The sequence below is a fragment of the Methylovirgula sp. 4M-Z18 genome (assembly GCF_037890675.1).
Lineage (GTDB): Bacteria > Pseudomonadota > Alphaproteobacteria > Rhizobiales > Beijerinckiaceae > 4M-Z18.
On the sequence record NZ_CP149574.1, the window covers coordinates 715825 to 736621 of the forward strand.

A 20797-nucleotide genomic window follows, 5' to 3' on the forward strand; every position below is an offset into this window, starting at 1 on the left:
GACATGGACGCGATGCAGGAAAAGCCGGCGCTCGTCGCACACGCCGCCAAGGTGACGATCACCAACATCGAAATCACGCGGCACCGCTTCCATTTCGATCCGCCGTTCAACGCGAGCTGGGACACCCAGCCGCGCAAATTCTGGGATGCGGCGATCGTGCGCGTGCATACCGATGCCGGCATTACCGGAATCGGCTCGGGCGACATGATGCTGGGCTTCGAGGGCCATGAGCATCTGTTCGTCGGGCAGGACGCGCTCGCGATCGAGCGGCATTGGCGCATCCTCAACAACATCAATTTTCATTGGGGCCGCTGCTGGCCGCTCGATATCGCGCTGTGGGATCTTGCGGGCAAGATCACCGGCCAGCCGTGCTGGAAGCTGCTTGGCGGCTTGAGCGGCACGGTCCAGGCCTATGCGTCGTCCGGCACTTTGCGCCAGCCGGAGCAATTGGCCGATGCGGCCGAGCGCTATCTCGCGGAAGGTTTTCCTGCCCTGAAGATCCGCTTCCATCGCGGCGATTGGCGGCATGACATCAAAGCGCTGGAGACGGTGCGCCACCGCGTCGGCCACAAGCTCGAATTGATGGTCGATTGCAATCAGGGTTGGCGCATGTCGTGGGACGCCTATTCGCCCTGGTCGCTGAAGGATGCGGTGAAGGTCGCGCGCGAATTGGAGCGGCTTGGCGTCTACTGGATGGAAGAGCCGCTGCATCGCGGCGACCGCGCCGGCATGCGCAAGTTGCGCGAGATGGTCGACATCCGCATCGCCGGCGGCGAGATGACCCGCGAACTTTACGAATTCCGCGACCTCATCACCGAGGGCTGTCTCGACGTGCTACAGCCGGATGCGGCGCTGGTCGGCGGCGTCACCGGCCTGCGCAAGGTCGGCTATATGGCGCAGGAGCATAATCTCGTCTTCACGCCGCACACCTGGACCAACGGCATCGGCGTCGTCGCCAACGCCCACCTGACCGCCGGCATCGCCGACGCGCCCTGGCTCGAATTCCCCTACGATCCGCCGGAATGGAACCTCGACCGCCGCGATTACATGATGGCGGAACCGCTGCGGGTGAATGCAAAGGGCGTGATTGATCTAGGCTCGAAGCCCGGGATGGGCTATGAGTTGGACGAGGATATGCTCAAGAAAACGCTTATGAGGTAAAGGGATGCATCGCAAATGGCTGCCGTTGAATGCGCTTCGGGCTTTTGAGGCCGCCGGCCAGCATCTTTCCTTCACCGCCGCCGCCAACAGCCTGACCGTCGCGCAAAGTGCGGTCAGCCGGCATGTGATCGTGCTGGAAAAATTCCTCGGCGTCACCTTATTCGAGCGCCGGCCGCAGCAATTGGTGCTGACCGAGGCGGGCCGGCATCTGCTGCCCGTCGTCACCAAGAGCTTCGACCGTATCGACACGGCTTTGTCGGAGATCATCAAGGAGCGCGGCCAGCCGAAAAGCGTGCTGAAAGTGCATCTGTCGCCGACTTTCGCCCACCAGCTCGCGATCCCGATCCTGAAGGACTTCCGCCTGGAGCATCCGGAGATCGATCTGGAGATCGGCTCCAAACCCTCGCGCGCCAACACCGACAACGAATGGGACATCGGCATCATCTTTTCCGAGCCGAGCGTGAGCGATTCCATTCACGACCTTCTGTGGATGGAGCGGCCGACGATCCTGTGCAGCCCCAAACTCGTGGAGGGCGCCGATCTCTCCGACATCGGCGCTTTCGTCGCCAAGCACGACCTTTTGCATGTGATCATCGAACAGCGGCCGCGCCATTACGTGTGGGAGCTCTTCATGCGCACCATCGGCCGCACCGACCTCGCGGCTGACCGCGGCGTCGTGTTCGACACGGCGCGGCTCGCGGTGCAATATGCGCTCTCGGGCGAAGGTATCGCGCTCGTCGATCCGATGCTGTTCCCCGACGAGATCGCCTCCGGCAAATTGGTGCGGCCGTTCGAGGCGTCGGTAGCGGATGGCTACGGCTACTATCTTACCGTCCATCCGGAACTGCTGAACAACGAAGCCGTGGTGTTCTTCCGCTCCTGGCTGATCAACCGTTTTGCCGAGCTGCGCGAAGGGGAGCCGACCTCGGCGGACGTGTAGGGTTTGCTGGAATGATGCGGCGCGCTCCCATAAAGAGAAGGAATCGCGCCTCATCCTTTACTTCTTCTTTCCCGGCATGCCCGTCATCTGCACCTTGTGTGCCGCCAAAATCGCGCCGAGCAGCCCCGGAAAACGCTCGTTGATATCCGCACATCGCGACGCGTTCTGCATCTCCACGCCCACCCGTTCCGAGCGGATCAAACCCGCTTCGCGCAAAATACGGAAATGCTGGGAGAGCGTCGATTTCGGAATGTTCCGCTCGTTGACGCGCAAGAAATTGGAACAGCTCAGCGAGGAATCGGACGACGCGATCCCGGCGTAAATCTGCGCGCGCACAGGATCGGCGAGGGCATGCAGAATGCCTTCGACCGTGATGTCCTCTGCGGCCGGGTGAAACAGCGACCTCATGAAATCGATATAGCACGGCTTGCTTTTGCTTCAATGGTTCATATTTCCTGAACTATTGAAGTTAGGTGGCCGCACTCCCGGCGCCGTTCGTCATGGAGAACAGAATGTCCAAGTTGAAAAATAAGGTGGCTGTCGTCACGGGCGCATCCAAAGGCATCGGTGCGGCCATCGCCCGCGCGCTTGCTGCTGAAGGCGCGTCGGTCGTCGTCAATTACGCGACCAGCAAGGCGGGTGCCGACAAGGTGGTTGGCGAGATCGTCAAGGCGGGCGGCAAGGCCGTCGCGGTGCAGGGAGACGTATCGAAAGCTGCTGAAGCGCAGGGGCTTATCGACACTGCCGTCAAAAATTATGGCCGTCTCGACATTCTCGTCAACAATTCGGGCGTTTATGAATTTGCGCCGCTTGAGGCGATCACGGAAGAGCAATTCCACCGGCAATTCAATACCAATGTTCTTGGCCTGCTCTTGGTGAGCCAGGCCGCGGCCAATCATATCGGCTCCGACGGCGGCAGCATCATTAACATCAGTTCAGTTGCCAGCCGCCTCACGCCGCCGGCAAGCGCGGTTTACAGCGGCACCAAAGGCGCTGTGGATTCGATTACGGGCGTGCTCGCGCGTGAGCTTGGACCGAAGCAGATTCGCGTCAACAGCATCAATCCCGGTTTCGTCGAAACCGAAGGGACGCACGCGGCCGGCGTTGTCGGTTCGGATTTTGCCAATGGGGCCATCGCGCAAACGCCGCTCGGCCGTATCGGCCAGCCGGACGACATTGCCGCCGTTGCCGTCTTCCTGGCGTCCGATGATTCGCGCTGGCTAACCGGCGAAAAGATCATCGCGAGCGGCGGCTTCCGCTAGGCGTTTTGCACACGGGCGCGTTTTCGCGCGCCCGTTTGTCAGCGCAAGATTTCGATCAGCAAAACCCAGGTGTTGATCACCGCGATCACCAGCGTGAGCAGCATGGCGGCGGCTATCCAGTAAAATCCGCTTGTGAGCCCGAGTAGCAGCAGCAGGCCCGCGACAATGAATGGCAAACTTTGCAGGTGATTCATTATCAGATGAATCCAAACGAGCGAAGGACCGGAGAGTCGGCCAATCTTCGCATTGTGCGCTCGCTTTGTGGATCTTACCTGGGAAAATCCGCACAGGAGTCCGATCACAAGGCCCATCACCGTCACCTCGCAGCCGTAGGCGGCACGTGACTGGTTGGGAATGAGTGCTGCGATCGCAATCACAAGGGCGCCGGCGAGCGGAATCAATGTCTCGGCCGCGCGGCCAGGCAAGCGCGGCGTGTTGATGATCCGCTGATGGTTGATCGAAATGGCGACGACGATGAAACCAGTGAGCGTCGCGACCACGCTGGCCGTCGTCTGAAAGAAGCTGATCCAGGGTTCCACGCGAGATCCGGTTTTATGCCGAGGGTCCCGGAACGATACCATCAAATGCCGGCATCAATGCAAGTGTACGATGGCGCGCCATGCAACGCTCCGCGCAGAGAATCGCGCCCCTTGACTTTCTTCTCTCGCCCCTATAAATGAGTATGCACTCACTCAAATAGAGCAAACCTTTGGCCCGCCCCTTAAGCGAACAAAAGCGCGAAGCGATCCTTGCCGCCGCGACAGAACTCGTCGCCACGCAGGGCGTCGGCGCGCCGACGGCGAAGATCGCGCAAAGCGCGGGGCTGGCGGAAGGCACGTTGTTCAAATATTTCGCCACCAAGGACGAGTTGCTCAACCAGCTTTATCTCGCCATCAAGGCGGATCTTGCCGATGCGATGCTGAAAGCCTATCCGGCCGAGGCGAGCGTCGTTGAGCGGGCGCGGCATGTGTGGGGCTGCGTGATCGACTGGGGCGCCAAATATCCGCTGAAGCGCAGGGCAATGCGCCAGCTCACCGTGTCGGATCGCGTCACGGCGGAAACTCGCAAGATCGGCGCCGCCGCCTTCCACGAGGTGAGCGCCATGCTCGATCAATGTGCCTCCGAAGGGTTGGTCGCGATCGATGCGGCCGGAGCTTTCGCGGGCGCGATCTTCGATGCGCTGGCCGAGACCACGCTCGAATTCATCGCGCGCGAGCCGAAGAAGAAAGAGCATTACAAAAGCGCCGGCTTCAAGGCGCTGTGGAATGGAGTTGCGGGGTAGAGCAGGGGCCTTTGGCCCTATCTTAGTGTCATAATAATGAGTGATTACACGCTCATAATCTGAAGCAAGAAATCAAGGAGTTGATCATGTCGAAAATCTGGTTGGTAACCGGCAGCGCCCGCGGCCTCGGCCGTTCCATCGTCGAAGCGGCGCTCGCCGCCGGCAACAATGTTGTTGCGACAGCACGCGATCCCGAGCGCCTCGCCGATCTTGCAAAGAGCCATCCCGGCCGCTTGCACCCCTTCGCGCTCGACGTCACGGATGCCGCTGCGGCGCAGGGCGCTGTCGACTTCACAGTGAAAACCTTCGGCCGTCTGGACGTGCTCGTCAACAATGCCGGCTTCGGCCATGTCGCGCCGTTCGAACAGACTGACGCGGCCGATTTCAAAGCGCAGATCGACACCAATTTCTACGGCGTCGTCCATCTCATCCGCGCCGCGCTGCCCGTCATGCGCGCTCAGCGTGCCGGCCATATCATCAACATTTCGTCGGTTGGCGGCCGCGTCGGGACGGCGGGTCTGAGCGCCTATCAATCGGCCAAATGGGCGGTCGGCGGCCTCACCGAGGTGCTGGCGCAGGAGGTCGCGCCCTTCGGCGTGAAGGTGATCGCGGTCGAGCCCGGCGGCATGCGCACCGATTGGGGCTTCACCGCGCGCGGCGCGACCAAGCCGCTTATGCCCGAATACGAGCCGAGCGTGGGTGCGATTTCCGCTCTGCTGCAAGGCTATGTCGGCCAGGAACTCGGCGATCCGGCCAAGATCGGCAAAGTGATCGTCGATCTTTCCAACCGCGACACGCTGCCTGCACACCTGCTGCTCGGCAGCGATGCGGTCCATGTCTACGCAGCCGCCGACGCCGCGCGCGAGAAAGCGGCGGCGGAATGGGAGGCTGTGAGCGTCTCGACCGATTTCGACGGTTCCGACCTGTCGCATCTGCGCAGCCTGCTCGAGGCGCGGCAGGCATGAGCGGCTGGACGTTGGCGGACATTTCGCCGCAAGACGGCCGCAAGGCCGTCATCACCGGCGCGACGGGCGGGATCGGTTACGAGACCGCGCTCGCCCTCGCGAAAAAGGGCGCCGATGTGCTGCTGACCGGCCGCGATGCGGCCAAGGGCGCGGCAGCGCTGGCGAATATCCGCGCGGTGAGCCCCAGCGCCAAGATTCGTTACGCGGATCTCGATCTTGCCGATCTGGCCTCCGTCGAATCCTTTGCCGACCGGCTTGCGGGGGAGCAGGGCGCGGTCGATCTTCTCGTCAACAATGCGGGGGTGATGGCGCCGCCGACGCGCTTCGAAACGAAGAATGGTTTCGAACTGCAATTCGGCACCAATTATCTCGGCCATTTCGTGCTGACGAAACGCCTCTTGCCCCTGCTGCGCAAAGGGAACCGTACGCGCGTCGTCAATGTCAGCAGCGCCGCGCACCGCCTCCTCGCCGATATTCATTTCGACGATCTGCAATGGCAAAAGCGCTATGATCCGTGGCGCGCCTATGCCCAATCGAAACTCGCGATGATCCTCTTCGCCTTCGGACTGCAGCGCCGCAGCGATGCCCATGGCTGGGGCCTGATGAGCAATGCCGCCCATCCGGGCTATGCGCGCACCGGCCTGCAGACCAGCGGTCCGCGCCTGGGGCGCAGCAGCGCATCGCTGCAGGAGCGCGCCATGCTGTGGCTTGGGCCGCTCCTGTCGCAATCGGCGGCCGCGGGCGCTTTGCCGACTTTGTTCGCCGCGACCGCGCTGCAGGCCAAACCCGGCGGCTATTACGGCCCGCAGCAGATGTTCGAGCTGAAAGGGCCGGTCGGCACGGCAAAAATCGGCGCACGGGCGCAGGACAAGGACTTGGCCACGCGCCTGTGGGCCGTGTCCGAGGATTTGACCGGCCCGTGGCCGAAATGACGAAACCAGGACTGCGGGTCTTGCGCCCGCGGTCCGATCCCTCGCCTTTCTTGCTCATGTCCCTAAATGATGGTCGATTTCGTCATTCCGGGACTTCTTAATGCCACCCCTTTCCGTTCTCGATCTCGCGCCCGTCGTGCTCGGCGCCACGCCGGCCGATGCTTTCCGCAATTCCGTGCGCCTCGCCCAGGCCGCCGAGCGGCTCGGCTACAACCGCTTCTGGCTCGCCGAGCATCACAACATGACCGGCATCGCCAGCGCCGCGACCTCGGTGGTCATCGGCCATGTGGCGGGGCAAACCAAGACGATCCGCGTCGGGGCGGGCGGCATCATGCTGCCCAATCACGCGCCGCTGATCATCGCCGAGCAGTTCGGCACGCTCGAGGAGCTTTATCCCGGCCGCATCGACCTTGGCCTTGGCCGCGCGCCCGGCACCGACCAGCTCACCTTGCGCGCGCTGCGGCGCGATCCCGCCGCCGCCGACCAATTTCCCCAGGACGTGCTCGAGTTGCAGGCGCTGCTCGCGCCCGACGAGCCGGGCCAGAAGATCCGCGCGGTGCCGGGCCGCGGCCTCAAGGTGCCGTTGTGGATCCTGGGCTCGAGCCTGTTCGGCTCGCAGCTCGCCGCCCATTTCGGCCTGCCCTACGCCTTCGCCTCGCATTTCGCGCCGGATGCGCTGATGCCGGCACTGCAGGTCTATCGCGAGCGTTTCCAGCCGTCCGAGCAGCTTGCAAAGCCCTATGCCATGGTGGCCGCCAATGTCATCGTCGCGGACACCGACGCCGAGGCGCGCCGGCTCTTCACCTCGCAGCAACAGGCCTTCACCAATATGGTGCGCGGCACGCGCGGCCTGCTCTCGCCGCCGATCGACGATATCGAAACCTATTGGACGCCGGCCGAGAAGGCGCAGGCCTCGCGCATGCTGGCCTGCGCTTTCGTGGGTTCACGCGAGACGGTGCGCGCGGGGCTGACGCGGTTTGTGGAGGAGACGAAGGCGGACGAACTGATCATCGCGGGCGCGATTTTCGATCAGGACGCGCGGGTCAGGTCGTATGAGCTACTGGCGGAAATGTGGGGCGCTTAAATATAGAAGGGTATGGTTTTTGAGATATAATCAACGATCATCGCGAGCAAAGCAATTCAACTCACAACTAGGCGAGCAGAAGCTAAGCAGATCACGCTTCTCTCTCCCGGCCACTTTACCAATCGATACCAAATAGCTTTCTCTGCGTTACTGTTATAGCGCTGGGCTCTATCCCATCTTCTCTCTTTTCATGGTAATATTTTTTGTAGCGCTCAAGCTTGTAAAATAAGGTTCCATGAATCCCCATGGCGTCCCGCTTTCGAATTGGACGTTGCCAAATCCGCCGCAATGCATCGTGAACCGCAAGCGCGGTTAAATCCTCGACGTATTGAATCTCTTGACGGGGCTCAGGAAATACGAGGTAGAATTCCTCATCGGTAGCTTGAAAAATACTGAAGGTGCAATTGAGTGCGCCATCTATGATTTGAATGTTTTTCACGCTCCAGAAACTCCGAAACCGTTCAGCGGTAATTTATTACTTCTTCTCATTACCATATTCAATCTACCGACGTCCCGAAGGGTTTCTTCGTTTCACTGGCGATGATGAAGAATCGTAGGTCTCGGCTCAGGCACATGGTATAATGCAATAAGGGGCTTTCCATGAGATGGTTTTTGGGCGTCCTGTTGGCCTCGATCGTCGCCGTTGCGGCCTTCGCGCAGGATTCGCCATACCGAAAAGAATTGACCCGCACCGACCTCACCGGCACGAACATGGAGGCCATCACCAGCATCAACGAAATCCAGCCGGGCCAATCGTCGATGCGCCACATCCATCACGGCGAAGAATCGTTCTATGTCCTCGAAGGCGCGATGATCGAGCTGCCCGACGGCAAGCAAGTACCTTTCCCGACCGGCACGACGGACATCAACCACCGCGACATGCCGCACGGCGCCTTCAAGGTCGTGGGCGACAAGACGCTCAAATATCTGTCGGTGCATATCGTGGACAAAGGCAAGCCGCTCTACGACAGCCCGCCGTAGGGGCTTTTGGGGAGGGGCGTGCGGGATCTCTGGCGTGATTTTTGACTAGGATAGGCGGGTGCGGTCGTACGAATTACTGGCGGAAGGGTAGGAGTGACTAGGCGAGCGGCGTGCTATCGATTGCTTTGAGACCAGAATCAAACGCTAGGATATGAAAAGGGTTCGCGTTCTATCCTGATGAGTTCCGAGATGCCGAGCAGTCCCATTTGCAGCTCTGGGGCACTTCTCTCCCTTACGTCTCGATATAGTCCTAGGAATTGACCGATCATTTCGCTTATTTTTGCGTCGATATTTCTCCAAATTTGATCGTCGTTGCAGAACCAATAATGTTTGCCCCAACCGTCGATCATGGCGTCAAGTTTTTTCAGTGTACCGAGCAACGTCTCAGGACGTACTGAATGCTTGCCCCCTTTCATCAAGTTGAAGGATTTTTTGCCGTTCTTAAGCAACGTATCGATGGATGTGAGAAATTTCTTTTGTGCTTTCTGACTCGGTCGAATAGCACCGGGGCAGAAATTGATGCCTAAGAAATCAAACCCGTCACGAACTGATATGCCGCCTTTCAAAGTTTTTTCTGGCGACAAGGTCATACCAAGTTCGGCGAGAAGTTTTTCGGCTCTTGCTAGCCGCGCATTCGCTGCTTTCATCGTTGGAGCCAGGATAACGATATCGTCGATGTATCGGATGCAGCGACAATCACCTTCGTTCATTTTTTGATCGAATTCTGCGAGCACGATGTTCCCGAGAAGCGGAGATAGCGAATTTCCCTGCGCAACTCCAATATCTTCGATCGGCCAGTCTGCTTGGTGCTTTCGAAGCTCCTCAAGATTCTCCAGTTCAACGCGAATGGCCTCGGAAAAGAAATTAGTAAATTCAGAATCATTAGTTGCTTTCGCAATGATCTCCGTGACCATTGGTTTCGAAATTCTCGTAAAGAACGACTGGATATCGCCACATACGACAAAGCGAGTGCCGCCTTCTATAGCGTCGAGCACAGCCTTGATAGCGGCGGGGACCGCAGATATACGCTCGCCTCGCACTATCTTCTGACCCTCAGTTGTCCTCTTCTGCTTTTCTGATCGGATACCGCCGAAGCTATATTTAGTTTTAACGAACGGCTTCAAAGCGGGAACATCAATAAGAACATTTAGAATTGCCCGCTGGACAATACGACTTTCCACTGGCGCCAAGACGATAGGACGCACTTTGCCAGTTTTGTGCCCCTTACCATCAAGCTTAGGTATGGGGACACCTTTAGCGGCAGGAAAGGAGAACTTTCCGCGCGCGAGTCGATAACTCAGTGACCTCAATTTAGATGAGGAGTCTTCCTGAAATCTTGAAATCTCCGCGCGAACTTCGTGAGACTTAGAAGAACGTCCATTTTCCTGGATTGTGCGCCATGCACTTTCCAAGTTTTTTGTTGATCGAACTTTCTTTAATAAATCTTGCTTCACGTCTTTGGGGTTCTGTCAGTGAGCCCAACCCGCCCGACGCTGAGTGCTGAACTCCGCAGTGGTTCCTTTCGGTCCTTGCCGCGCAATCGAGGTTTCGACTTTCGCCTCCGCCCCGCCGTAGAAGGTGCCCACGGTCCCGACGGTATGACCGCCTGCCGCGAAACCTACTAGAGTTAGCCCAATCAAGAGAAGCGGAATTGCTTGCCGCCCCGCCAGATCAGTCAATGCCAAGTTGGCACGTTTTTGCATATGTTCAGCATGGTAGATTTATCCTTCCGAACGGTAGCCTTTTTGGGTGCCTCGTAAAGCCAAATCTTCGCACGCGTCGCGCCCGCCTCCCCGTGAAAATAATGCTAGTAGCCGCCTGACAGATACCCCGATTGGTAAAGGTTACGGCTATCGATACTTTCGCGGACAGGTGAGTGCTGAACTCCGCAGTGGTTCCTTTCGGTCCTTGCCGCGCAATCGAGGTTTCGACTTTCGCCTCCGCCCCGCCGTAGAAGGTGCCCACGGTCCCGACGGTATGACCGCCTGCCGCGAATCCTACTAGAGCCAACAAGAACAAGATAGCAACATCTGATTGGCTTGGTCAAGCAGAGACAAGTCTATTCAATCGCGTTGTCCCCACAAAATTCGTCCGAACCGCCACGGTCGAAGGGTTTCATCCGCTCGAGCCGATGCAGAATTTCTGCAATCCGATTTTCTCAGCCAACACCAGCGCCCCTTCCTCCTTTAGATACCTCCATACGAAAATAATTAAGGCATGCCGCTGCGAACCCGCTAAAAATCATCGCCACCTTTCAGGCGCCCACCCGCGCCCCATTCCGGAGATGAAATTCCATGAAAAGCCACGCCCAGGTTGTTGTGATTGGTGGCGGTGTTGTCGGTGCTTCCGTGCTTTACCATCTCACCAAGGCGGGGTGGAAGGATGTGATGCTGATCGAGCGGGCCGAACTCACCGCCGGGTCCACCTGGCATGCGGCGGGCGGCATGCACACCGTGAACGGCGACCCGAATGTCGCAAAATTGCAGCAATATACGATCCAGCTCTACAAGGAGATCGAGCAAATCTCCGGCCAGTCCTGCGGCGTGCACATCACCGGCGGCATCATGCTCGCCGGGACGCAGGAGCGCATGGATTGGCTGAAAATGGCCAAGGCGCGCGGCCGCTATCTCGGCATGGACCTTGAAATCATCTCCATGGCCGAGGCCAAGAAGCTCGCGCCGCTGATGGACGAAAAACATTTCATCGGCGCGATGTATGACCCGATCGAGGGCCATGTCGACCCTTACGGCGTCACCCACGCTTATGCCAAGTCGGCGCAGATCGGCGGCGCCGAGATCGTGCGCCAATGCCGCGTCACCGATTTGCTGCAGCACCTCGACGGCTCCTGGGATGTCGTCACCGAAAAGGGCACGGTGCGCGCCGAGCATGTGGTGAATTGCGGCGGCCTGTGGGCGCGCGAGATCGGCCGCATGGTCGGCATCGAATTGCCGATCCTGGCGATGGAACACCAATATCTGATCACCGACGATATGCCCCAGCTTGTCGGCCAGAAAGAGCAATTGCACCTCATCGATTTCGAGGGCGAGATCTACATGCGCCAGGAACGCGGCGGCATGCTGATGGGCACCTATGAGAAGAACGGCGTGCCGTGGTCGCCGAAAGAGACGCCGTGGGACTTCGGCCAGAACCTGTTGCCCGACGATCTGGAGCGCATCGCGCCGGAACTGGAAGTCGGCTTCAAGCACTTCCCCGCCATCGAGACGGCGGGCATCAAGAAGATCATCAACGGCCCCTTCACCTTCGCCCCCGACGGCAACCCGCTGATCGGTCCGGTCAAGGGCCTCAAGAATTTCTGGGTGGCCTGCGGCGTCATGGCCGGCTTCAGCCAGGGCGGCGGCGTCGGCCTCGCGCTCTCCAACTGGATGGTGCAGGGCGATCCGGGTTTCGACGTCTGGGGCATGGATGTCGCGCGCTACGGCGATTGGGCGACGCTGGCCTATACCAACGTCAAGGTGCGCGAGAATTATTCCCGCCGCTTCCGCATCCGCTTCCCCAACGAGGAACTGCCGGCCGCGCGCCCGCTGCGCACGACGCCGGTCTATGGCGAGCTCAAAGCCGAGAATGCCGTGTTCGGCGATTATTGCGGGCTCGAACACGCTTTGTGGTTCGCGCCGAAGGGCACGCCGGCAGAAGAAGAGTTCACCTTCAAGCGCTCCGAGGCGCATGAGCATGTCGGCGCCGAATGCCGCGCCGTGCGCGAGAGTGTCGGCCTCTTGGAAATCGCCAATTACGGCAAGATGGAAGTCACCGGCCCGCGCGCTGCGGATTTCTTAAGCCATGTCATGGCCAACAAGATTCCCGATGTCGGCCGCATGGTGCTCACCCCCATGCTGAACGAGCAAGGCAAGCTGATCGGCGACTTCACGGTCGGCCGTCACGCCGCCGACAAGTTCTTCCTCGTCTGCACCTATGCGGCGGAAGTCTATTATATGCGCTGGTTCGAGAAGCACCTGCCGGAGAGCGGCGTGACGATCCGACCCTGCGCGATGGAATACAACGGCTTCTCGGTCGCGGGGCCGAACTCCCGTGCCGTGCTGCAGAAGCTGGTGGGCGAGGATCTTTCCACCAAAGCCTTCCCGTTCATGACATTCCGCAAAATGAACGTCGGCCTGATGCCGGCCTTCGTCGGCCGCGTCAGCTTCACCGGCGATCTCGGCTACGAGATCTGGGTGACCTCCGATTACACCCGCGCGTTGTACAACGCGCTCACCGACGCCGGGGCCGAATTCAACATCCGTCCTATCGGCGGGCGGGCGCTCAATGCGCTGCGGCTGGAAAAGAGCTTCGGCACCTGGGCGCGCGAATACCGCCCGATCTATGGGCCGTATGAAGCCGGTCTCGGCCGGTTCGTCGATCTGAAGAAGAATGATTTCGTCGGCCGCTCCGCCGCGGTGAAGGAGAAGGAGGCGGGCGGCGCCTTGCGGCTCGTCACCTTCGATGTCGCCGCGCTCGATGCCGATGCGATCGGCGACGAGCCCGTCTGGCACGACGGCAAAGTGGTCGGCTGGGTCACGTCTGGCGGCTATGGCCATTCGGTCGGAAAATCCTTGGCGCTCGGCTATATTCCGAAGGAGCTCGCAAGCGTTTCGTCCGGCTTCGAAATCGAGATTCTGGGCGAGCGCCGGGCTGCTGTGAAGCTCGACGCGCCAGCCTTCGATCCGACAGGCAGCCGCATGCGCGCTTAGCGTACTTTCCAGCAAAGTTGCGCGACTTTTCGGTCAAGAACCAACGGCCCGCGCAGCGAAAATGCGATAAAACAAAGATGTAGAACCATTTTGCGATCCTGAGAAAAAACACAAAATACTCTGGGGTCAAAACACCGTCCGTGATGGCGTTTTGACCCCTAATCCTAAAAGGGGTGCCTTGTGTGGTACGAAGGCCCTTGAACATGGTTAATTCCGGCACGATTATTTGGGCATGGCTGCCCGGACGATCATACTAAAACTCCTTGTTTTCTTGGCTCTCACGCTCTGTCTCGGCAGCGCGAGCGCGCAGCCGTTGCTGGGCGATAAGGACCCGATGCGCGTCGTCATCGTGAGCGGCGACGATCCGAATTGTACCGGCCACTGTCCGCGCTGGATTTCGGCGCAGGGCAACATCACCGAGACGACGCCGGCCGATTTCGCCCGCGTGCTCCAGGCGATGGGCAAGGACAAGCTGCCGATCGTGATTCATTCGTCGGGCGGCGTCGTGCCGGCGGCGCTCGAGATCGGCCGGATGATCCGCGCGCACGGGCTTGAGATCGCGGTCGGCCAGACGAGCTTTTTCGGTTGCGAACCGCGCGACAAGGATTGTGTGAAGGAGCCGGGCTTTGCCGGCTTCCGCGGAACAATTTCGTCGGCCAGCGCGGTGTGCGCTTCGGCTTGCGGCTTTCTCTTCGCCGGCGGCGTTCAGCGTCATGTCGGTATGCACGACTTCATTGGCGTGCATCAGATGTCGCAAGAGCTTACGCATGTGACGACCCATTACATGCTGCACGTGTTGAAATATGCCAACGGGCACCGCGTGGTGGCGTCACGCGACATCGTCGATCAGACCAGTTGGACCGAGGGGCCGAAAGCGGAAACCTCGCCGGCGCAATACAGTAACGTTTCCGTCTATCTCACCCAAATGGGGATCGGCAACGGCCTTGTGCCGATGATGCTGGCGACGCCCAATACGTCGATCCACTGGATGACTCGCGCCGAATTGTTCGACGCATCGATGGCGACCGACTCGACCGATGCCCGTCAATGGATTGCCAGCATCGGCAACGACGCGCTGGCCACCTACCACGCTTCGCCCGATTACCGCACGCTCACCTATGCGCATGCGCTGCTGCGGATGGGGCAGGGGGCGGATGGGCCGATCCTGTTGAGCCTGGATTTCGCTTATCGTCACAATGATGGCGTCGTCAGCCTGACCGCGACGCCGACGAGCAACGGTAAGCTTGTCGAAAGTTCGCCGGCGAATGTGTTCGTCGCCATGCCGAAAGGCCAATTGGAGGTTGCTTCCGAAGCGAGCCGGAATAGCGTGTCGGAGCCGCTCACGGTTTCGATCCGCAAACGCGAATTTTGCGATCTGGCACGCGACGGCAGGATCCGTGTCGCCTTCGAAAGCGGTCACACCCCGAACGACACGCGGCTCAGTCTCGCGGCGGATGTGCGGACCTTCTCGTCCATGCCGGGGCTGCTCGAGGAGGCGTGTGGAGATTTTACGCCCGCGCAGGCGAATGTCGCGTCGCGCAACGACGGGGCTTTGTACTGAGCGTCGCCGCGCCGCCCTCGGGTTTGGTGCATCGGCCTTAGACCAAGCCGGCAGCCGCAGGAGTAAGCCTAAAAGACGATTTCGCCAGGGCCCCTGCCGCACACAAAGGCGCTTGAAATTTGTGTTTCGCTTGACGATAGTTTGGGCATGGTGGCTCGGGCTGTTGCGCTCAAATTCCTTGTTTTGTTGGCTTTCACACTCTGTCTCGGCGGCGCGTGGGCGCAGGAGCAGAGCGCCGATGACCCGATGCGCGTCGTGATCGTGACCGACGATGATCCTGACTGTGCCGGCCATTGCGCGCGTTGGATTTCTGCCCAGGGCACGATCACCTTGGAGACGCCGGGAGAGTTTGCCCGCGCCTTCAAGGCGATGGGCAAGGACAAGCTGCCGATTGTCATTCAATCGCGGGGCGGGGCGGAGCAAGCAGGGCTCGAGATCGGCCGAATGATTCGGCAGCGCGGGCTCGAGATTGCCGTCGGCCAGACACGCTTTTTCGGCTGCGAACCAAGTGACGCAAGCTGTGCAAAACGATCGGGCTTTGCCGGCTATCACGGTATCGTTTCGTCAGGCCCCGCGTATTGTGCTTCCGCGTGCAGTTTTCTCTTCGCCGGCGGTGTGAAGCGCTATGTCGGTGTGTTGGCCCGCATTGGCGTGCATCAGACGATCCGGCGACAGACCCACGTTTTAACGCGTTACATGGTGCATTTCCTGAAATATCCTGACGGGCACCGCGTGGAAGTGTCGCGTCAGACCATCGGCCAGACCCGGTGGACCGACGAGCCGGAGGCAGAGACATCGGCGGCCCAATACCGGGACGTTGCCGCCTATCTCAAGCAAATGGGGATCGGCGATGGGGTGTTGCCGCTGGTCTTGGCGACCCCCAATACATCGATTCACTGGATGACCAGTGCGGAATTGTTCGACACGTCGATGGCAACCGATCGAACCGATGCCGCGCAATTGATTGCCCGTCTCGGCCGCGACCAACTTGCCGCCTATCATGCGTCGCCCGATTACCGCACCGTCACCCTTGCACATGCCACGCTGCCGATGGGGCAGGGATCGGATGGGCCGGTTCTGCTGAGTCTGGATTTTACCTATCGCCGGAACGACGGTGCCATTCGTCTGGCGGCCATGCCGACAAGCAATGGCCGTCCGTTCGAACGGCCGCCGCTCGATGTGTCCGTTACGATGCCGAAAGGGCAAGTAGAGGTTGCGTCCGTAGCGACACGGCAGATGCCCTCGGATCCGCTCACGGTGTCGATTCCCAAGAGTGAATTTTGCGATCTGGCGCAGGACGGGATGGTTCGCATCGAGTTTGAAAGCGGTCGCGCCCCGAATGAGACGAGGCTCAGTCTCGTGACCAATGCGCAGATTTTCTCCTCCATGCCGGGGCTGCTCAAAGAGGCGTGCGGCGAGCCGGCACCCACGCAGGCGCCCACGCCGACGCATGCAAATGTCGCGTTGCGCGATGGTGGGACATCGCCCAAACCGTCGCCCGCCGCGTCGGCCAAGAGTCGCCTCGTTCCGGCGACGTCGAAATCGCTGGACGGGTCGGATAGCCAACGCTTGTGGTGAGGGATGAAATCCTGCGATTGACGCCGCTCGCGGTTCAAGCGCGGATCGGGCGATCAAGCATGCCCGCGTAGTCCGCCGCCTTCCCCTGGCTTGCGCTTGAACCACCGCACCAGGTAAGCGATGCCGAATACCGCCGTTGCGAGGCCTGGCGCACCAGCCTTCGACCCGGCCGGCAACCGCGTGCAGGCGTAAGCCAAAAAGACGATTTCGCTAGGTCCCTGCCGCACACAAAGGCGCTTGAATTTTGTGTGTTGCTTGACGATAGTTCGAGCATGATGGCTCGGGCTGTTGTCGTAAATTTCCTTGTTTCCTTGGTTTTCATGCTTTGTTGCGGCGGCGCGAGCGCGCAGCAGCAGAGCGCGAAGGACCCGATGCGCGTCGTGATCGTGACCGGTGACGATCCGGGCTGTGCCGGGTGCGCCCATTGGATTTCTGCTCAGGGCATGATCACGACGGACACGCCGGGCGAGTTCGCCCGCGTCTTCCAGGCGATGGGCAACGCCAGGTTGCCGATTGTCATTCAATCGCCGGGCGGGGAGGTGCATGCAGCGCTTGAGATCGGTCGCATGATTCGGCGGCGCGGGCTTGATATTGCCGTCGGCCTGACGCGCTTTTCCGACTGCGGACCAAGTGATGCAACCTGTGCAAAGCGACCGGGTTTTGCCGGCTATCGCGGTGCCGTTTCGTCGGGCACGGCATATTGTGCTTCCGCGTGTCCTTTAGTCTTCGCCGGCGGCGTGAAGCGCGATGCCGGTCGGTCCGCCTTCGTCGGCGTGCATCAGATAATCCGTTACCTGATACACTACCGGCAAGGTCCTGACGGGCACAGCGTGGAGGTGTCGCGCGATGCCACCGGCCAGACCCAGTGGACCGACGGGCCGGAGGCACAGACTTCAGTGGCCCAATACCAGGAGCTTGCCACCTATTTCAGGCAAATGGGGGTCGACGACGGGGTGGTGCCGCTGATGTTGAAGACGCCCAATGCATCGATGCACTGGATGAGCCGCGCGGAATTGTTCGATACGTTGCTGGCGACCGATTCGACCGATGCCTCGGAATGGGTCGCAAATTTCGGCCATGATCCAATTGTCGTCCGTTATGCGCCGCATGACGTCTATCATGCGCCGCCCGCCGTCTATCATGCGCCGCCCCACGACAGCACCATCCCCCCTGCACACGCCGCGCTGCCGATGGCGCACGGACCGGATGGGCAAACGCCCTCGCAGGCACAGACACCGACGCATGCGAACGTCGTGTCGCGCGATGGCGGGACATCGCCCAGACCGTTGCCCGACGCCGCACCGGCCAAGCGGCGCGTTCCGGCGACGCCGAAATCGCTGGACGCGTCGGATAGCCAACGCTTGTGGTGAGGGACGAAATCCTGCAATGGGCGCCGCTCGCAGCGCGAGCACAGATCGGACTATCAGGCGTGCCCGTGCCGTCGCCCGCCTTCCCACGGCTTGCGCTTGAACCACCGCACCAGATAGGCGATGGCGAACACCGCCGCGAGCCCGGTGATATTGGCGATGGCATCGGTGAGCAGGTTGCGGCCGAAGACGTCGAGCATCATGCCCATGATCCAGGCGAGGGAGAGCGAGGCCATGAAGGTGGCGAGCGATTGCTGGCCGACCATCGCGATCCACGGCACGACGCGATTGTGCAGGATCCGCGGATAGCGATCGGCGAGGCTGAGTGCGACATAGGCGGAGGCGAGAAAATGCAGGTAGCGCAGCGGGCTCAATTCGCTCGTCGCAACGCCGGCGTCGGGAACGATCCAATCGCGCAGGGTTTGGAGAGCAGGGACATTCTCGGTGAAGGCCCAGAAATTGACCGGCACGGCGAGCAGCAGAAAGATGACGCAGGACCAGAACAGCACGGGCACGTTCCATGTCGGTCGCGGCAGAAAACCCATGCCGAAGGCAAAGCCGGTGAAGAACAGCATCTGCCAGGCGAAGGGATTGAAGAACCAGACCCACCCCTGCTCCACATGGTTGGGAAGATCGATATGGGTGACCTGCACGATCAGCCATAGACAGAAGGACAGGGCCAGCGGTAGCCAGCGCGCGAGGCGCGCCAGCGCCATCACCACAGGCACGAGCGCGAGCAGCACCAGATACATCGGCAGGATGTTCAAAAGGTCCGGCAGGAAGGTGAGGGTCATGACCTGTGGCAAGGCGCCGGCCGGCCTTTGAATCAGCGGCCCGATTTCGAGCGCGGTCACGTAATCGCGCGCACCCGGCAGCTTGCTCGCCATGATCGAGATCACCGCCAAGGCGAAGAACAGGCCGATATGCGCCCAGTAGACTTGCCACATGCGATAAGCGATGCGTGCTGCGCCCATGAACCAGCCGCGCCGCACGAACACCGAACCGAAGGCCAGAGACGAGGCGAGGCCCGAGCAGAAGACGAATAGTTCCGCCGCGGAGGAAAAGCCGAAACGCGCCGGAATCCAGCGGTCCCACGCATTGTCCGGCACATGCGCGATGAAGATGATGAGCATCGCCAGGCCGCGGAACAGGTCGAGCCGCAAATCGCGCGGGCGTTTTGCGGGTTTTTGAGCGGCGGCATATTCGGCGGTCATGTCCAACATAGACCACCGATAGCCATGTGCCGGGCCAAAGGCCAATTACAAATCTGTGAGGACGCCGGACCGAGGCTGTGTCGGTCAGGTCGGCACGAACCGCGTTTTTTCGAACATCGGCACGGCTTGCGCGAATTCGGCGAGCCATTGCTCCAGTTTGGGGTGGGTCGCCCGCCATGCGCCGGCAAAGCGCAGGTCGAGATAGCCCAGCACGCACGCGACGGCGACATGGCCGATATCGATCTCGCCGGTCGGAGGCGCGGCCTCGAGGGCCGCCAGGCCCCGCTCGATCTTGCCGTGCTGATGCTCCGTCCAGGTGGTTTCGTGCTTTTCCGGCGGACGGAAGCGCTTTTCATAGACGAGCAGCAGCGCCGCATCGGCGATGCCGTCGGCGAGCGCCTGGCAGGTGAGCGTGGCAAAGCGCGCTTTTGGCTCGGCCGGAATGAGCTTGCGGCCACTGCTGAGAGAATCGAGATATTCGACGATCACCCGGCTGTCGTAGAGCGCCGTGCCGTCGTCCGTCAGCAGGCAGGGAATCTTGCCGAGTGGATTTTGCAGGCGGATGGAATCGCTGGGATCGAGCGTGTCCGTCGCGACGACCTCGATCCGGTCGAGGAGACCGAGCAGGGCCGCGGCGATCTTCACCTTGCGGCCGAAGGGGGAGGCGGGCGACGAGCGTAAGAGTAACATCATAGTCTCCATGTTTTTATCATTCGGGCACGAGCCAATCGACGCGTGCCTGATGGTGGTTGTCGCGGGCGAGGCGCTTGGCGAGCCAGGGCAAAAGCACGTTCGCTTCGGCTTCGAGTTGATAGGGCGGATTGATCACCATCATGCCGGTGCCGTACAGCGCCGACGCATCCCGCTGCGGCGGCGCGATCTCGATTTCGAGCTGCAGGATCTTGCGCACGCCTGTCGCGGCGAGCTTACGCGCGAATTTGCCGGTCTGCTCCATATCCTTGAGCGGATACCACAGCGCATAAACTCCGGTGGCCCATTTGCGATGGGCGTGGGTCACGGCCTCGACCAGCCGCGTGAATTCGTTCGGCTCTTCGAAAGGCGGATCGATCAGCACGAGGCCGCGCCGTTCTTTGGGCGGTACATAGGCGTTGAGCGCCGTGTAGCCGTCGATCTCGATCACTTTCATGCGCTTGTCGCGCCCGATGCTCTCCGCCAGCAGCTTCGCGTCGACGGGATGCAGGTCGCACAGCGTGGCGCGGTCCTGGGGCCGCAGCAACGCCTGGACCAGCGCCGGCGAACCGGGGTAGAGCGCGGGCATGCCGTCCGTATCGAGCGGGCCGACCGCATCGAGATAGGGCTGCAGCAGCGCGTTGATCGCCTCCGGCCCAGGCGTCGCGAGCCGGGCAATGCCGTCGCGCCATTCGCCGGTGCGCGTCGCCTCCTCTCCGGAAAGATCATAGAGGCCGATCCCCGCGTGGGTATCGAGATAGAAGATCGGCGCGTCCTTCTTGATGAGATAGCTCACGATGCGCGCGAGCAGCGCATGTTTGAACACGTCGGCAAAATTGCCGGCGTGGAACGCGTGACGGTAGTTCATGCGCCCCTTGCCCGCCTTAGGGTCGAAACTTAATCATGGATGGTGTCTGGACGCGGCCAAATTGACCGAATGCCAGGAGATGGGCTGACGCGGGACGTCCGTCCCGCTAGGACCATCGACGCCGCAGTCGGTCAATTTCGCCGCGCCTCCGGTGAGGTGAAAAATGGTCATCTGCCACGTCGCAATGCTTGCCGGTACGGACGTAC

General features: G+C 60.7%; 20 protein-coding genes. 12 read left to right on the forward strand and 8 right to left on the reverse strand.

All coding sequences use genetic code 11. The annotated features are described in order from the left end of the window. Window positions 1-3: 3 nt before the first annotated feature. Both V9T28_RS03180 and V9T28_RS03185 read left to right on the forward strand, forming a co-directional pair. Window positions 4-1161, forward strand: a complete 1158-nt coding sequence (locus V9T28_RS03180) for a mandelate racemase/muconate lactonizing enzyme family protein (protein WP_245424091.1) — start codon at window positions 4-6, stop codon at window positions 1159-1161. Between the two features lie 4 nt (window positions 1162-1165). Next, the gene (locus tag V9T28_RS03185) at window positions 1166-2101 is read left to right on the forward strand and encodes a LysR substrate-binding domain-containing protein (RefSeq protein WP_116400800.1); all 936 of its coding nucleotides are present in this window, start codon (window positions 1166-1168) and stop codon (window positions 2099-2101) included. A gap of 57 nt (window positions 2102-2158) precedes the next feature. Here V9T28_RS03185 and V9T28_RS03190 read toward each other — a convergent pair whose 3' ends face one another. Continuing rightward, a complete protein-coding gene (locus V9T28_RS03190; RefSeq protein WP_116400801.1) occupies window positions 2159-2509 on the reverse strand; it encodes an ArsR/SmtB family transcription factor in 351 nt (116 codons plus the stop codon). 104 nt (window positions 2510-2613) lie between these two features. Between V9T28_RS03190 and V9T28_RS03195 the strand changes: the two genes are divergently transcribed. Beyond that, complete coding sequence (locus V9T28_RS03195) at window positions 2614-3363, forward strand: glucose 1-dehydrogenase (RefSeq protein WP_116400802.1); 750 nt, start codon at window positions 2614-2616, stop codon at window positions 3361-3363. A 38-nt stretch (window positions 3364-3401) separates the two neighbouring features. On the opposite strand, the gene V9T28_RS03200 is transcribed toward V9T28_RS03195, so the two are convergent. Continuing rightward, the gene (locus tag V9T28_RS03200; protein ID WP_116400803.1) at window positions 3402-3902 is read right to left on the reverse strand and encodes a hypothetical protein; all 501 of its coding nucleotides are present in this window, start codon (window positions 3900-3902) and stop codon (window positions 3402-3404) included. Between the two features lie 170 nt (window positions 3903-4072). Between V9T28_RS03200 and V9T28_RS03205 the strand changes: the two genes are divergently transcribed. The 4 genes from V9T28_RS03205 (at window position 4073) to V9T28_RS03220 (ending at window position 7626) form a co-directional block, all read left to right on the forward strand. After that, window positions 4073-4645, forward strand: coding sequence for a TetR/AcrR family transcriptional regulator (locus tag V9T28_RS03205; protein WP_116400804.1), 573 nt, complete (start codon window positions 4073-4075; stop codon window positions 4643-4645). A gap of 86 nt (window positions 4646-4731) precedes the next feature. Continuing rightward, window positions 4732-5610: an SDR family NAD(P)-dependent oxidoreductase gene (locus tag V9T28_RS03210; RefSeq protein WP_116400805.1), complete on the forward strand. Its 879-nt coding sequence runs from the start codon at window positions 4732-4734 to the stop codon at window positions 5608-5610. Further along, entirely contained in the window at window positions 5607-6542 is a 936-nt protein-coding gene (locus tag V9T28_RS03215; protein WP_116400806.1) for an SDR family oxidoreductase, read from the forward strand. The genes V9T28_RS03210 and V9T28_RS03215 overlap by 4 nt, the downstream gene beginning before the upstream one ends. 100 nt (window positions 6543-6642) lie before the next feature. Next, window positions 6643-7626, forward strand: a complete 984-nt coding sequence (locus V9T28_RS03220) for an LLM class flavin-dependent oxidoreductase (RefSeq protein WP_116400807.1) — start codon at window positions 6643-6645, stop codon at window positions 7624-7626. Window positions 7627-7741: 115 nt separating this feature from the next. Here V9T28_RS03220 and V9T28_RS03225 read toward each other — a convergent pair whose 3' ends face one another. Further along, window positions 7742-8065, reverse strand: a complete 324-nt coding sequence (locus tag V9T28_RS03225) for a hypothetical protein (protein WP_116400808.1) — start codon at window positions 8063-8065, stop codon at window positions 7742-7744. A gap of 161 nt (window positions 8066-8226) precedes the next feature. Between V9T28_RS03225 and V9T28_RS03230 the strand changes: the two genes are divergently transcribed. Continuing rightward, window positions 8227-8607 (forward strand): cupin domain-containing protein, encoded by a 381-nt coding sequence (locus V9T28_RS03230; RefSeq protein ID WP_116400809.1) that lies wholly within the window; start codon window positions 8227-8229, stop codon window positions 8605-8607. A gap of 137 nt (window positions 8608-8744) precedes the next feature. On the opposite strand, the gene V9T28_RS03235 is transcribed toward V9T28_RS03230, so the two are convergent. Beyond that, a complete protein-coding gene (locus tag V9T28_RS03235) occupies window positions 8745-10061 on the reverse strand; it encodes a reverse transcriptase domain-containing protein (RefSeq protein ID WP_116400810.1) in 1317 nt (438 codons plus the stop codon). 840 nt (window positions 10062-10901) lie between these two features. Between V9T28_RS03235 and V9T28_RS03240 the strand changes: the two genes are divergently transcribed. The 3 genes from V9T28_RS03240 (at window position 10902) to V9T28_RS03250 (ending at window position 16452) form a co-directional block, all read left to right on the forward strand. Continuing rightward, window positions 10902-13313 carry a GcvT family protein gene (locus tag V9T28_RS03240; RefSeq protein ID WP_116400812.1) on the forward strand — a complete coding sequence of 804 codons (2412 nt, stop codon included), beginning with the start codon at window positions 10902-10904 and terminating at the stop codon, window positions 13311-13313. Window positions 13314-13545: 232 nt separating this feature from the next. Then, window positions 13546-14874 carry a COG3904 family protein gene (locus V9T28_RS03245; RefSeq protein ID WP_116400813.1) on the forward strand — a complete coding sequence of 443 codons (1329 nt, stop codon included), beginning with the start codon at window positions 13546-13548 and terminating at the stop codon, window positions 14872-14874. Between the two features lie 147 nt (window positions 14875-15021). Then, a complete protein-coding gene (locus tag V9T28_RS03250) occupies window positions 15022-16452 on the forward strand; it encodes a COG3904 family protein (protein WP_158554797.1) in 1431 nt (476 codons plus the stop codon). Between the two features lie 53 nt (window positions 16453-16505). On the opposite strand, the gene V9T28_RS03255 is transcribed toward V9T28_RS03250, so the two are convergent. Then, the gene (locus tag V9T28_RS03255) at window positions 16506-16877 is read right to left on the reverse strand and encodes a hypothetical protein (RefSeq protein WP_147306434.1); all 372 of its coding nucleotides are present in this window, start codon (window positions 16875-16877) and stop codon (window positions 16506-16508) included. Window positions 16878-16895: 18 nt separating this feature from the next. Between V9T28_RS03255 and V9T28_RS03260 the strand changes: the two genes are divergently transcribed. Beyond that, the gene (locus tag V9T28_RS03260) at window positions 16896-17822 is read left to right on the forward strand and encodes a COG3904 family protein (RefSeq protein WP_147306435.1); all 927 of its coding nucleotides are present in this window, start codon (window positions 16896-16898) and stop codon (window positions 17820-17822) included. A gap of 53 nt (window positions 17823-17875) precedes the next feature. On the opposite strand, the gene V9T28_RS03265 is transcribed toward V9T28_RS03260, so the two are convergent. The 3 genes from V9T28_RS03265 to V9T28_RS03275 all read right to left on the reverse strand — a co-directional run bounded on the left by V9T28_RS03265 (window position 17876) and on the right by V9T28_RS03275 (window position 20591). Beyond that, window positions 17876-19042 (reverse strand): OpgC family protein, encoded by a 1167-nt coding sequence (locus tag V9T28_RS03265; protein ID WP_116400816.1) that lies wholly within the window; start codon window positions 19040-19042, stop codon window positions 17876-17878. 75 nt (window positions 19043-19117) lie between these two features. Beyond that, on the reverse strand, window positions 19118-19723 hold the full coding sequence (locus V9T28_RS03270; RefSeq protein WP_116400817.1) for a glutathione S-transferase: 606 nt from the start codon (window positions 19721-19723) through the stop codon (window positions 19118-19120). A 19-nt stretch (window positions 19724-19742) separates the two neighbouring features. Then, complete coding sequence (locus V9T28_RS03275) at window positions 19743-20591, reverse strand: 23S rRNA (adenine(2030)-N(6))-methyltransferase RlmJ (RefSeq protein ID WP_116400818.1); 849 nt, start codon at window positions 20589-20591, stop codon at window positions 19743-19745. Between the last annotated feature and the right edge of the window lie 206 nt (window positions 20592-20797).